Here is a 14042-nt window from a genome sequence, read left to right as displayed (position 1 = left end):
CTTCACGCCGTCTGCTGCCCGCGGACACGCGCAAAAAGCCATTCGAGTATGGGTGGAATGAACTCCGGATAATTATGTGCGGCCGGCTCCGGCCCGCGGATCGCCACCGCCTCGTCGATCTCGGGATGGGGATCGGCAGCGACATGCGCCGCCACCCGCGCAAGGATTTCCTCCGCCGTGGCCGCCAAACGGAAAACGCGGAAAACGGTAAGGGTGCCATCCATGCGGATGGCGTGCCAGCCCGGCTCTGCGGTCGCCTCGGAAAGCGAGATGCCGGTTTCCTCCATGACCTCGCGCGCGATGTTGCGGGCGACGTCGCAGCGCCCGTCGATGATGTCCTCAGGCTCCAGCGACCCGCCGGGGCTGTAGACCCGCCCCGGATTGGCCGTATGCGCACCCATGCGGATAGCGATCAAGGCGTCGTCCGAAGAGACCAGCATCGGCATGCCAAAGATATGGCTCGCGCCCGCCGCCCTCGTTTTCCGCCACCAGAGAAAGGTCGAATAGGGAACGATATGGGCCCGCGCGCTGATGCGCCCGTCTGTGATCCGGACCGATCTCTGCAGTACCATCCTGCCGTCGAATAGGTGTGGGTTCGCGGCGATTTCCCGCCCCCAGCTTTCGCGCGCCCGCTCCGCCTCTGCCAGATGGAACGGGTGAGGCTCGGGCGAGACCTCTATATCGATTTCAGCGACCGGAAAGATCGTCCCGTCGAGAGGCCATTGCGCCTGGTCGGTTTCGGGCAAGGTCATCTTCAAATGTCCAGGGTCATCACGACAGGGCAGTGGTCGGAGGCCTTCGGCCGGTCCCAGCCGGTGCGCGGATAACGCTCGACCTCCTGCCCCGCGGGAAAGATCGTGCGATAGGGCTGCCCGGCACGGATGATTTCAGGCAGCCGGGCCGCGTTGCGGCGCGCCAGCTCCGGCGACAGCCAGATATAGTCGAGCTGGCAGAGATGCCGATCTTCCGGCCCCCTGCTGTGGAAGAGCGTCCATCGGTCGAGGACCGGCCGGCGCAGATTGGGATTTTCGACAAAACCGTCGTGGCTGAGGACGTCGAGCGCGCTGGTCGTCTCCTCATGCGGCAAGAATTCATAGCCGTTGCGCCTGTCGCCCAGCACCTTCACCTTCTCCTGATAATCGTTCATGTCGCCACAGATCGCGAAGACTTTGTCGGCCGTATGTCCACGGCCGAAGCGGCGTTCGATGATATGGCGCACAGCCTTCACCTCCGCGATACGCACGGCCATCGTCGCCTGGCGGCCGTCGAGACCCTCGCGCGCCGGCCCCATGGACTTGAGATGCACGACATAGAGGGTCAGCGGCCGCCCGCCGATTCTCACGTCCACTTCGAGGCAATCGCGTTTGAAGATGCGGTCGCGGGGCCTGTTCGTAAGTGCCAGCTCGTCGTTGAAAAGGTCGAGATCCTCATAGGTGAGCGCAGCGTGGCTCTTGACCTCCAGGCACTCGATCTTCTGGCCGTCACGGGTCTCCTCCCGCATCAGCACGGCGACATCTATGCCGCGGGAGTCGTTGCCCTCGACCAGGTATTTCTGGCGATAGCCGTTGCCGGCCATGCGGAACAGATAGCCATACTCGAAGGCCTGCAGTGCCGCCATGTTGTCGGCCTCCTGCAGGCAGAGAATATCGGCGTCGCAATCGGCAATCGCCAGCGCCGACATCTGCCGGGTGTCATCCGTGTGCGCGATCGTGCGCGCCTCTTCCAGACGTTGGTATTCCGCCTCGCTGCGAACGTCGAAGAGCCGCAACACCCGATCCTGCTTGAGCTGATTGCGAAAGCCGGAGAAATCGAAACGGCTCATGAGGTTTTCGATATTGAAGGTGGCAAGGCGAAGCGACATCAGGGGCAATTCCACATTGAATTGCCGCGGAGATTAGAGCGGGACGAGCAAGAGTGTAAAGCTGCAGATTGTGCCGCGCGCGAGCCCTCCGGGGCGTAGCCGTCCGCCAGAGAGTGAAAGTTGCGATGAACCCGTGCGCGGCCTTGGCCGCTATCTTCTTACCGCCACCACCTGGGCCCGGCTGAAATAAGACAATTGCACGCGGCCCGACTGGTTCCCGCCGATAAGACGTGCGGTCGATTTCGACATCTGCGACAGGACGCCGACGTGATAGCTCCGTCCGGCTCTGACGACGACGACGTCGCCGGGGCGTGCGTAGGACAGCTTGACGGGAGCACCGAACCTCAGCCACGAGCGGGCGATGCCATAGCTCTTCGGTGGCTGCCGGCCGGACTTCCGGGCAACCATTCCCATGAAATGGCCGCACCATGGCGTACGGGCCGGATTGATGCCGAGAGCGGCGCGCAGGCGCCTGTTGTTTTTCACCTCGTGCAGCCCGGCATATTGCTGCGCCTGGGTCAGCATTCCCGCTGATGCGGTGTCGGGTGACGTAAGCGCAAGAAATGCTGCGGTCAGAAGCGCGACAACCTTCATGAGTTGGTCTCCCTCACAGCGCTACGGTCCAATCAGACGCAAAAGTCGCCGTAGCACCTGGTTTTGCTGCATGTTTCCGGATCGACTGCGATCCGGCGACATGCAGCCGGCGCGGACGGCGTCATGCCGGCCTTCGCCTGCCTCTTCGTTTCCCGTCCACCGCAAGAAGTTCGCCCCTTCCGCAGACGCGCATATGCACGCGCCGAGCCGCTCCGCATTCGGGAATGCGTCCCGATCGCGGATGAAGAATGCTCCGGAATCAAAGGGCTAGAGCGTCCTTGAACGAGGCGTGCAGCAAACGGCCGCGCCCGGCGCCCGTTAAAGGCTCCAAGCCCGCATGCCTGAATCGCTGCACGGTCCGCCCGTAAGCAGTACCGTGTCGACAGCCGTCAAGGCTGCACCACGCCTTCGTCACAAGCACGAAGGACTCTCTAGCGCTTTGAGGCTGCACATGTCCGGCCCCCGAAAATCGAATATGGATTTTCAGCCCGGTGTTGCAGCCGGCCCGCGAATTGCAATGGCCGTGCCCCCAACCTGATGGCGGTCGCTTTGCGAGAGTTCGAAATTCCCCTGCCAGCCGGTGGTTAGCAGGCGAAAACTTGCCGGTTAGGTGAAGCGAAATTGTGGCAAGGACCGCTTCTCTTGCGCAAATGGCGCAAATTTCTTCGCCGATTCGCTACTGTGACCCAGGAATGGCGCGTTTTTGCCGGTCGCTTGGCGGCTGTTTGACGATTATCCTACGCCCCGCCGGCCTTGCCAATGGAGGGCTGGCATCGCTGTTTTCAGGGTCAGCGCACTAAACGGATGGCGCCCGGATAATTGAAGTGGGTATTTGCAAGCTCCTTGCTGCAATCCATCTTGAAGGTACTGTTGCCGATCAGCGTGATTTCCTGTGCGATCAATCTGATGCACTCACCGCTGGTCGTGCCATTGCCGGCATATTGGAGTTCGCCGGCGTCGGGGAAATAGACGATTCCCGTCAGCGAGGATTTGCTGTTGCCGTTGATGACGGCTGATGCGGTGTTGCCGTGCTCTGCAACGATCGAGAAGCCGGCCCAACTGCCCTCGAGCGAGGGCGAGATATTGAAGGTGGCGCCTCCGTTGATCCTGAGCTCCGCATCGTTCATCAGAAAGAAGGTCACGCCCTGGCCGCTGACGACCGTCTGGCTGCCGAGTTCGAGCCGGCCACCATCGATGATGTAATTGCCCGGCTGGAGTGCGACGGCTCCTTTCAGATCCAGGCCGCCATAGGTGCCGGGTTTCAGCGTCACCACATAGCCGTCGGCATTTTTGGGTGTCTTTCCGGTGCCGTTGCAATCGCCGTTGCCGCCGCCTCCGGCGACGAAGGCCTGGCCGCAGCCGGAAAGATCCGTCCAGCCCGAAGGTTTGGGGAGCGCCTTGCTCGCAAACGGATCGGGTATGCGCGGCGACCCTTCCACGGCGGCCTCGCAGGCGAGTTGTACCGCCTGCGGCGAGCTGTAGATGCCGCCCGCTGCGTAAAGACATTCGGCCTTGAGCTTGCCTGAGCCGCCGATATAGACCGACTGATCGTCACCGGAGTTCGAAAGGACCGCGCATCCCGTCAGATCGGCAATCGCGCTGCCGCTGACCTCGAATGCCCGGTCTGCCGTGTGATGAAGAGCAAGAATGCAGGCCTCGGCCCCGGACGCGCGTGCCGCAACCGCCAGGCGCCGGATCTGCAGCGGGAGGCGCTCGAGGAAGAGCGGCTTGTGGTCCAGCACGAACTCTGCGGTAGCGGTATCTTCATTCACATTGCGCGTGAACTTTACGGACAATGCCTGCGTGGACGGTTCCGTGGCGACGGCCAGCGCGTCGACGACGCTCTCCTGCGGCAACGCATAATTGCTCCAGAAGAACTTTTGCGCCGCGTCGTAGGCGTCGTCCTCGGTGGCACCCTCGCCATAGGCTCGGACCGAGCCGAGCGCGGCCGCATCGAGGGCGCTCTGGATTTTCTCCGCCTCGAAGTAAGCCCCGGCGAAGTCGATCGCCAGCGCAGCCGCACCGATGATCGGAACGAATGCGATCGCGCCAAGAACGGCGAAGTTGCCGTCCCTCTCGCGCACCAGCCTTCTCAAATGCAGGCGGAACGTCGCGGCCCTCATAGCCTTCCCTCTCAGCAGCCCCACCGCAACACATAAGCATTAACTAATTTTTAGACCGTTACGAAACACGTTCGGCTTTTATGAAATCTTTACAAAAAAGCGGGATTCCCGGAGGCGCCCGGGGTGTAACGCTCTTCAAGCCGCCTCTTGCGCAAGAATCGGTCGTAGTTCGTAACAAATCGCCCTGAAAAGTTACTGGACCAAGGCCACCGATCTCGTCAAAAATAGCGGTGCAATCAGGGAAATGATTTCAGTAGGAATTTAGATCGGAGCTCGCTTCAGGGTGAACTCCGATTGCGAGGATGTACCCGGTCGAGCTCGCGGCGGCCCCCGGGCGGAGAGTGATGGATATGCCCGGTGCGTTTGGCACCCGGGCGTGATATTGCCGCCGGGAATATAGAGAGATTGAAGTTTTCGCCGCAATCTACCAGGACCCGCTCGCTGACGGCGGGCCCTGTTTTTGTATGGCGCTGTATCAGATGAACATTCGCGCGTCATATCGGCGGCGCCGTTGCACCGCCGCAGCAAGCGCATCAGCCGTAGAGATATTCGGGCAGCCAGAGCGTCATGCCCGGCCAGATATACATCATGATCATGCAGAGAATGACGATCAGCATGTAAGGCATCATGCCCGCGAATATCTGGTTGAGGGTCACCTGCGGCGGCGACACCCCCTTGAGATAGTAGGCCGACATCGCAACCGGCGGCGACAGGAACGCAGCCTGCAAATTGACGAAGACGAGCACGCCCCAGAGGATCGGGTCGATGTCGAAATGATGGAGCATCGGCAGGAAGATCGGCACGAAGATGATGATGATCTCGGTCCACTCGAGCGGCCAGCCGAGAATGAAGATGATCGCCTGCGACAGGATCATGAACTGCACCGGGGTGAGGTTCAGCGCGAGAACCCATTGCTCCACCAGCGCCTGTCCACCGAGGATCGCGAAAACGGCGGAGAAAAGCGCCGATCCGACGAACAGCCAGCAGACCATGGCGGTCGTCTTGGCGGTCAGGAACACCGCTTCCTTGGTGCGCTGCCAGTCAAGCGTCCGCGCCTGGAGCGCCAGCAGGAAGGCACCGGCCGCGCCGACTGCGGCGGATTCCGTCGCAGTGGTGATGCCGAACAGGATCACCCCGAGCACCACCACCGTCAGGATTGCGAGCGGCATGACTGAGGAAACGAGGAGCTTCACCACCTGCAGCCGTTCGGCCGTCATGTTGCGATAGTAGCGCAGGAGCGCGAAGACGGCGACCGCGGCGGCGAGGCCGAACCAGACGTAGAAGCTCGTCGCAGGGCCGTCAGCCGTCGCAGGCCCTGCATCCGCAAGCGGCGCGCCGAGCTCTTCCAGCCCCTCCGGCGCTTCGGTCGCGGCGGCCTGTTGATGAATGACGACATACCACCAGAGAAGACCGAGCGTGGACGCCGTCAGCAGAAGCGGAACGAACGCCGCAGCAAGGTTCTTGACGAGTTTCCAATAGGTGAGCCGTCCCTCCCCCGCCTTGATCCCGAGCGCGCGTGACGGCGAAACGAGAGCGACGAGAAGACCGGCGAGCATGTTGGATGAATAGACCTCTGCGAAATGCTTCATCCATGGCGGCACCGGTACGCGCGTCTGTTCCTCCGGCAGGCGCGGCGCGATCTTCGGATTGAGCATCGCCCAGCCGAGGACATAGGCGAGATAGAGGAGCGCCAGAAAGAAGCCGGGAAACATCGTCGCCGCATAGAGCTTGACCACCGACTGGCCGGCCACCGCCGCATAGACGATGATCATCACCGAAGGAGGAATCAGGATGCCCAGCGTTCCTCCGGCGGTGATGACGCCCGAGGCAAGCTTCACATCGTAACCGGCCCGCAGCATCGGGTTCATGGCGATCACCCCCATCAGCACAACCACGGCGCCGACAAGGCCGCTGGCTATGCCCCAGAAAGTGCAGACGATGAGCGTCGTCACCGCGAGCGATGCCGGAACGCGCCGGAATGACAGCTGGATGCTGTAGAACATCTTGTCGACCAGCGCGCCCCGCTCCATCACGTAGCCCATCAGCACGAAAAGCGGGATGGAGATCAGCACGTCATTGGTCATGGCGCCGTAGGTGCGCTGGACCATGAGATCGAAGACGCGATTGTCGATCCAGGGTTCCACCGGATTGTAGAAGGCGTAGAAACCGAACAGCATTCCGAGACCCATGAGGGTGAAGGCCGTCGGAAATCCCATCATGATCACGACCACGATGAGGCCCAGCATCGTCAAGCCAAGGAATGGTTCACTCACCGCTCTCCCCCTCCGAGGCCGCGCTGCCGGGCCGCCCTGTCGATGTCCTGCGCGCGTTCGATGGCAGCCTCGCGCGTTTCCTCGTCCAGATGCTCGCTATGGGCAAGCTGCTCGGCTACGACGTCGATCTCTTCGACGTCCTTAAGCCGGGCCGGCCACGCCCCGGTTCTGAGACAGACGATGCAGCGCAGGATCTCCGCCAGTCCCTGAAGAATGACGAGCGCGCCTGCGATCGGAATGACCGTCTTGAAGTAGTAGATCGGCGGCCCTTCAGCCGTGACTGTCGAGTGCTCGCCGATCCGCCATGACAATGCGGCGTAGTCGTAGCCTGCATAGATGAGGGCGGCGATGCCGGGCAGGAAGAAGAAGATGTAAAGGATGAGGTCGAGCGCCGCCTGCGTGCGCGGCTTCAACGAGCTGTAGATGAAATCACCGCGCACATGCGCGTTCTGCGCCAGCGCATAGGCGCCCGCCAGCATGAAGAGGCTGCCGTAGAGCATGTTGCTGGCATCGAATATCCATGCGGTCGGCATGTTCAGGATGTAGCGTTTGAAGACTTCACCGCAGACCAGCACCATCAGACCGATGATCAGCCACGCGGCCGCCTTGCCGGTCCAGACGCTGATGGCGTCGATCCTCATGAGCAGATGCTGAACGTTCACGCGCACCCCCGGGATGGCCAGGTCCTGACCGCACATCACCGGCCCCGCGCCGGTGATGTGCGGGATCGGGATGAAGTCAGAGCGACTTGGCGACCCCGTCTCGCCCGAAATAGTGGTCGAAGGCCATCCGCCGGTTGACGACGGTATCCTGCTCCCAGCGTGTCGCGCGTTCGGCAAAGGCGATCTGGGACTGCAGAACCTCCTTGAACACCGGATTTTCCGCAGATTTCTTCTTCACCACCTCGTCATAGACTTCGAGTTGCCGCTTCAGGATCGCTTCGGGCGTCTTGTAGAACTTGACCTGATCGGCCGTCTGCATCTCGCGATAATCCGTGGAGTAGCGGTCGATCGCCTTCCAGGCCATGTCCGCCGACGCCGCGTCCACCGCATTGCTTATGATTGCCTTCATTTGGTCCGGCAGGCCGTCGAACTTTCCTTTGTTGAACAGGATCTCGAATGTCTCGGCATTCTGATGATAGCCCTGCAGCATGCAGACCTTGGAGACGTCGGGAAAGCCGAGCAGGCGATCGGATGAGGCGTTGTTGAATTCCGCCGCATCGAGCAGGCCGCGGTCGAGTGCGGCGACGATCTCGCCGCCCGGAAGAGCGTTGACTGCCGCACCAAGCCCGGTGAACACATCGATCGAGATACCGACGGTGCGGAACTTCAGTCCCTGCAGATCCTCGGCCTTGGCGACCGGTTTCTTGAACCAGCCCAGCGGCTGTGTCGGCATGGGCCCGTAGGGAAACGACACGACATTGGCGCCGATCGACTCGTAGAGCTTGGCGAGCAGGTCCCTGCCGCCGCCATATTTGTGCCAGGCCAGCATCATGTTGGCATCCATGGCGAAGCCGGGCCCCGATCCCCACAGCGCCAGTGCAGTCTGCTTGCCGTAGTGATAGACCATCACGCCGTGGCCGCCATCGAGCGTTCCTTCGGAAACCGCATCGAGCAGTCCGAATGCCGGCACGACGGCACCGGCCGGAAGCACCTCGATCTTGAGGTCGCCACCGGTCATGTCGTTGACCTTCTTTGCGAAGTCGAGCGCGAACTCGTGAAAGATGTCCTTGGACGGCCAGGTGCTTTGCCAGCGCATGCTGACCGGCCCTTGTGCCCTCACGATGCTTGGCGCTGCAGCCATGGCCGCCCCGGCCGCTGCAGCGCCGCGCAGAAATCTGCGGCGCGATGTCCCCCCGCTTTCGGCTCTGTGTTTCATGTTTTCCTCCCAAGGCTGCGCGCGAACTCCCTCCCGTCTTGGGAGCGGATTTTTTCGCGGGCATTCACAATCGCTGAAGAGGCACAAGCATCGTCTGGAGACGCGCTGCGCCCCGTTTTTTTCTTGCTGCAGGAGAGAATACTCCCGAATGCGGCCCCTCGCAAAGATTGCAGGGAACGAGCCGAGAACGCTGCCGATCGGATGCGGAAGGGAATAGTATGACACGGCGTTCCGTCTCACTGCGAGAACAGCCGATCTCTTCCGGAGGGCATAGGGATGACTACCGTTCCGCGAAACCTGATCGTCATCACCATGGCCGGTGCGCTTATGGCGGGCTGCGCCGGCGTTTCGGCGCAAAAAGCGGCCCGTACGACGGGCGTTGTCGGCTATGGCCCGAATCCGACCTTGCCGAAGCCCAACCCTACGGTGATCCCGACCGTCAACATCGCCGACGCAAAAGGCTGGCGGGAAGGCGCCACGCCGACGCCGGCAAAAGGGCTGAAGGTGAACGCCTTTGCTGCGGGCCTCGATCACCCGCGCTGGCTGCATGTGCTGCCGAACGGTGACGTGCTCGTGGCCGAAACCAATGCACCGGCCAAGCACGACGAAGGCTTCAGCCTCAAGAAGGCATTCATGAAGCTGGCGATGAAGCGAGCGGGCGCCGCGGCGACAAGCGCCAACCGGATCACGCTCCTGCGCGATACCGACGGCGACGGTATCGCCGATCTTCGCAGGACCTTCGCCGAAGGTCTCAACTCGCCCTTCGGCATGACGCTCTCAGAGGGCAAGCTCTATGTCGCCAATACCGACGCGCTCGTCGCGTTCCCCTATTCCCGCGGCCAGACGCGCCTGGGCACGCCGGAAAAGATCATCGACCTGCCGGCGGGAAATCTCAATCATCACTGGACGAAAGACGTGATCGCGAGCCCGGACGGACGGAAGCTCTATGTCACCGTCGGCTCCAACAGCAATGTCGGGGAAAACGGCATGGCTGCGGAAAAATATCGCGCCGCCGTCCTGGAGGTGGACAAGGCAAGCCGCCGCACCCGGGTCTTCGCTTCGGGCCTGCGCAATCCCAATGGTCTGTCCTGGAACCCGGAAAGCGGCGAGCTCTGGGTCGCCGTCAACGAGCGGGACGAGCTCGGCGACGATCTCGTGCCGGACTACATGACCTCCGTCAGGGACGGCGCCTTCTATGGCTGGCCCTACAGCTACTTCGGTCAGAACGTCGATGCGCGCGTCAAGCCGCCGCGCCCGGATCTCGTAGCGAAGGCGGTAAAACCCGACTACGCTCTCGGTTCGCACACCGCTTCGCTGGGGCTGACATTCTCCGAAGGAGCATCGCTCGGGCGCGCCTATGCCAACGGCGCCTTCGTAGGCCAGCACGGCTCCTGGAACCGCAGCGTGCACAGCGGCTACAAGGTGATCTTCGTGCCCTTCGCCAACGGCAAGCCGAACGGCCGGCCGCGAGACGTCCTCGCCGGCTTTGTCGGTCGGGACGGCAAGGCGATGGGCCGGCCGGTCGGCGTTGCGATCGACAGGCGGGGCGCCCTGCTCGTCGCCGACGATGTCGGCAATGTCATCTGGCGCGTCAGCCGAAGATAGCGGTTTTCGCCCCGATAGACTTGCCGCTTCCCCATTGCTACTCTCCCACTCGAGGCGATCGCAATGCGACTTTTCATGGCGTCCGCGGCACTTTGGAGCGGACCGGAAACTACGCACGAATTACCGCTCACACATGTTCAACCGATCGGTTTTTCGCTCACGACATCGCCGGGAGACGGACGGCATGAGGCGGCTGGCAGCGATCATGGACGCGGACGTCGTCGGCTATAGCCGGCTGATGGGACTGGATGAAGCGGGCACGTACCGGGCGGTCAAACGATGCCGTGATGCCTTCATTCTGCCTTTGGTCGCGGCCCATGGCGGAAGGATAGTCAAGCAGGCGGGAGACGGCACGCTTGCGGAATTCGCAAGCGTTCTCGACGCGGTCGCCTGCGCGGTCGCGATCCAGCGAACGATGCATGACCACGCCGGAGGCGCCGAAGCAGAGCGTCTGGAATTGCGCATCGGCGTCCATCTCGGTGACATCGTCGCTGACGATGGCGATATCCATGGCGAAGGCATTGCCGTTGCCGAGCACCTGCAGGAGATGGCGCCGCCCGGGGGCGTCTGTGTGTCGCAGCAGGTCTATGACCAGATCGGCTTGAAGGTGGATTTCCCCTTGACCGAAATCGGCTGCAGGACATTTGCCGATCTTCCCGGTCCGCTGCGCGCCTGGCGCTGGCAGCCGGGCGGCGCGGCAGGCGAAGAGCCGCCGGCGCCGGCGCAAACCGATCCCCTGCCCGGTAAGAAGCGTCCCTCGATCGCCGTCCTGCCCTTCGTCAATCTTTCGAGCGTCGAAGAACAGGAACATTTCTCCGACGGCTTTACCGAGGAACTGATCGCCACGCTCGCCCGATGCCGGTGGCTGCGCGTCGTCGCCCGCAACTCCTCCTTCACCTTCAAGGGGAAGGCAGCCGACGTAAGGAGGGTGGCGGAAGACCTGGGTGTCAAATACGTGATCGAGGGCAGCATACGTCGCGCGGCGAACCGCATCCGCATCACGGCGCAATTGCTGAGCGGCGAGACCGGCATGCTGCTCTGGGCAGAACGCTACGACCGCATGCTGGACGATGTTTTCGTGCTCCAGGACGAGATCGCGGGGCAGATCACCGGCACCGTGGAGCCGGAACTCGGCTTCATCGAATTCGCTGCGCTGCGCGGCCACACCGCGACGGACATGGATGCCTGGAACATTTATCTGAAGGGGCTATGGCACCTTTACAAGTTCGATCTGGAGAATCTGAGGATATCCAAAGCGCTCTTCGAGGGGGCGATCGATCTCGAGCCCGCCTTTGCCCAGGCCCATGCGCGGCTTGCCTATGTCCATATACAGCTCGGCTGGTATGGCCCCCTGGACGAGCGGGCCGAGCGGATCGCCGACGCGACGGCGCTCGCGGAACGCGCAATTGCGCTCGACGACCGTGAGCCGGCTGCCCATCTTGCGCTCGGCCGGGCACGGGCGCTCGGCGGCCAGCCGCAGCGCGGCATAGACCACCTGCGCAATGCGCTGAGGCTCGATGCAAGCTTCGCCCAGGGCCACTTCGCCCTCGGGCAAGCGCTTTGCTATGTCTGCCGTCCGGAGGAAGGCATTGCCGCGATCAACGAAGCCTTCCGGCTGAGCCCCCGCGATCCGCATCTGTGGACGTTCTACAACATGGTGGCCATCGCCCACTATCAGTCGGGTCGCTTCGCGCAAGCCGCCGAAGCGGCTCGCGCCTCCCTGCGCCAGGAGAACGCCACCTTCTGGCCGGCAATGGTCCTGGCAGCCTCCCTCGGTGCCATGGAGCGGTCCGACGAAGCCGGTTCAGCCGTGGCGAGCCTTCTTCGCCGGCGGCCGGACATGACCGTGAAAACGGCCCGCGCCGAATTCTACTTCGGCAGCGTGCCGGTCATCCCGGAAGATTTCATCGATCGTTTCGTCCGCGATCTGCACCGCGCCGGCCTGCCTGACTGATATCCAGCTGCTGCTGGAAGGCCCGCCCCTCATCCGCCTGCCGGCACCTTCTCCCCGCAAGCGGGGCGAAGGGACTCGCAGCGCTCTGTTGCCTCCGCCAGATTGCTTGGAATGGGATGTGCCCGATCAGGCACGTCCCCTCTCCCCGCTTGCGGGGAGAGGGCTAGTCCTCTGGTTTAACCCGAGGAGAGGGCAAACTGCAGTAGTGTTGTGTTTCCTGAAAACTCGCACCCGTTTGTCACTTTCGTGACATCTCCCCCGTACGGGGGCATCCGCCGTATCCGCTATCCTACTGCAGCGTACGCGAAGGAACGGCGGCCGCCGTCTGGCCGTTCATGGCCTCCGGCGCCGTCGGCTGGGCGCTGCGGTTGCTGTCGAGGCCGGTCGCGACGACGGACACGCGGAAAGTGCCGTCCAGGCTCCGGTCGAAGATCGCGCCGACGACGATGTCGGCCTCGTCGTAAACTTCCTCGCGGATGCGGGTCGCCGCCTCGTCCACCTCGAAAAGCGTCATGTCCATGCCACCGGAGATCGACACGAGCACGCCCTTGGCACCGCGCATGGAGACTTCGTCGAGCAGCGGGTTGGCGATCGCCGCTTCCGCCGCCAGCATCGCGCGGTTCTCGCCGGTCGCTTCGCCCGTACCCATCATCGCCCGGCCCATGCCCTTCATCACCGTCTTGACGTCGGCGAAGTCGAGATTCATCAGCCCCTCCTTGACGATCAGGTCGGTGATGCAGCTGACGCCCGAATAGAGGACCCGGTCGGCAATCATGAATGCGTCGGCGAAGGTCGTCTTGGCATCGGCGATGCGAAAGAGGTTCTGGTTGGGGATGACGATGACCGTGTCTGCGCTCTCCCGCAGCCGCTCGACGCCGAGCTCCGCCGTCTGCATGCGCCGCTGTCCCTCGAAGCTGAAGGGCTTGGTGACGACCGCAACCGTCAGGATGCCGGCCCGCCGCGCCGCTTCCGCGATCACCGGCGCCGCTCCCGTACCGGTACCGCCGCCCATGCCTGCCGTGACGAAGCACATATGCGTGCCGCCGAGGTGATCCATGATCTCGTCGATCGATTCCTGGGCGGCCGCATTGCCGATGTCGGGCACCGAACCGGCGCCGAGACCCTCGGTGATGGCAGCGCCCAGTTGGATCCGCCGCTCCGCCTTGGACGTCGCCAGCGCCTGCGCGTCCGTGTTTGCGGCGATGAAATCGACGCCCTGCAGGTTTTCGGCGATCATGTTGTTGATCGCGTTGCCGCCGCCGCCGCCGACGCCGATGACCGTGATCTTCGGGCGCATCTCGGTAATGATCGGCTTCTTGTATTCCGTCATGGTTCTTCTCCTTGGGCAGTTCCCCGGCCGCCCGAAAACTCGGAACACGGAGATCGTATGCGGTGCGGCGCGAATCAGGCGCTTTCATTCTAGGAATTCAAAAAAGCCACAGAGAAGGCAAGAGCGACAAAATCAAGGCAGTCCACAACTACCTTCATCGGCAGAGGAACAAAGAAATATTTGAGCACGTTCAATCTGGGTTTCGCTCAAGGAGGAATGGCTGCCATGGGTATCGAACAAGCCCCGACGGCAAAGGGCAAGCAATCCGCCACCGGCCTGCGCAAAAGCGCCGCCAAGGAAGAGAAAAAGACAGAAGCACAAAAGGGGTCCGACCTTAGGAAAGGCGCCGAGCGGTTCGACGAACGTTCGAAAAGCTCCGACGGCCGCAGCGCCGCCTCGAAGCAGAAGCCGAAAAAGTAAAGAG

General features: G+C 62.6%; 11 protein-coding genes. 3 read left to right on the top strand and 8 right to left on the bottom strand.

From position 1 onward, the window contains the following. Nucleotides 1-2: 2 nt before the first annotated feature. From M1D43_RS02840 to M1D43_RS02810, 7 genes are all read right to left on the bottom strand, one after another. Nucleotides 3-752, bottom strand: a complete 750-nt coding sequence (locus tag M1D43_RS02840) for an NUDIX hydrolase (RefSeq protein ID WP_153313954.1) — start codon at nt 750-752, stop codon at nt 3-5. Between the two features lie 2 nt (nt 753-754). Continuing rightward, nucleotides 755-1861 carry an endonuclease/exonuclease/phosphatase family protein gene (locus M1D43_RS02835; protein WP_003530001.1) on the bottom strand — a complete coding sequence of 369 codons (1107 nt, stop codon included), beginning with the start codon at nt 1859-1861 and terminating at the stop codon, nt 755-757. 150 nt (nt 1862-2011) lie between these two features. Then, the gene (locus M1D43_RS02830) at nt 2012-2455 is read right to left on the bottom strand and encodes an NlpC/P60 family protein (RefSeq protein ID WP_003529999.1); all 444 of its coding nucleotides are present in this window, start codon (nt 2453-2455) and stop codon (nt 2012-2014) included. Between the two features lie 788 nt (nt 2456-3243). Then, entirely contained in the window at nt 3244-4578 is a 1335-nt protein-coding gene (locus tag M1D43_RS02825; RefSeq protein ID WP_153313955.1) for a TadE/TadG family type IV pilus assembly protein, read from the bottom strand. Nucleotides 4579-5111: 533 nt separating this feature from the next. Next, entirely contained in the window at nt 5112-6851 is a 1740-nt protein-coding gene (locus M1D43_RS02820) for a TRAP transporter large permease (RefSeq protein WP_003529994.1), read from the bottom strand. Continuing rightward, entirely contained in the window at nt 6848-7549 is a 702-nt protein-coding gene (locus tag M1D43_RS02815) for a TRAP transporter small permease subunit (RefSeq protein WP_003529993.1), read from the bottom strand. Before M1D43_RS02815 ends, M1D43_RS02820 begins: the two co-directional genes overlap by 4 nt. A 40-nt stretch (nt 7550-7589) precedes the next feature. Further along, nucleotides 7590-8729 (bottom strand): TRAP transporter substrate-binding protein, encoded by a 1140-nt coding sequence (locus M1D43_RS02810; RefSeq protein ID WP_010969663.1) that lies wholly within the window; start codon nt 8727-8729, stop codon nt 7590-7592. Between the two features lie 276 nt (nt 8730-9005). On the opposite strand from M1D43_RS02810, the gene M1D43_RS02805 reads away from it, so the two are divergent. Together M1D43_RS02805 and M1D43_RS02800 are read left to right on the top strand one after the other, a co-directional pair. Then, nucleotides 9006-10334 carry a PQQ-dependent sugar dehydrogenase gene (locus M1D43_RS02805; protein ID WP_153313956.1) on the top strand — a complete coding sequence of 443 codons (1329 nt, stop codon included), beginning with the start codon at nt 9006-9008 and terminating at the stop codon, nt 10332-10334. Between the two features lie 184 nt (nt 10335-10518). Further along, entirely contained in the window at nt 10519-12288 is a 1770-nt protein-coding gene (locus tag M1D43_RS02800; RefSeq protein ID WP_153313957.1) for an adenylate/guanylate cyclase domain-containing protein, read from the top strand. Between the two features lie 289 nt (nt 12289-12577). Here the strand turns inward: M1D43_RS02800 and ftsZ are convergent, their stop codons facing one another. Further along, nucleotides 12578-13618, bottom strand: coding sequence for a cell division protein FtsZ (gene ftsZ / locus M1D43_RS02795; RefSeq protein ID WP_010969666.1), 1041 nt, complete (start codon nt 13616-13618; stop codon nt 12578-12580). A 225-nt stretch (nt 13619-13843) separates the two neighbouring features. Between ftsZ and M1D43_RS02790 the strand changes: the two genes are divergently transcribed. Continuing rightward, nucleotides 13844-14038, top strand: a complete 195-nt coding sequence (locus M1D43_RS02790) for a hypothetical protein (protein WP_003537108.1) — start codon at nt 13844-13846, stop codon at nt 14036-14038. The last annotated feature ends 4 nt before the right edge of the window (nt 14039-14042 follow it).

Source organism: Ensifer sp. R1-3, assembly GCF_056739175.1.
The sequence above is the reverse complement of the archived record's forward strand: the minus strand, read 5'-3'. Positions and strand labels throughout refer to the sequence as shown.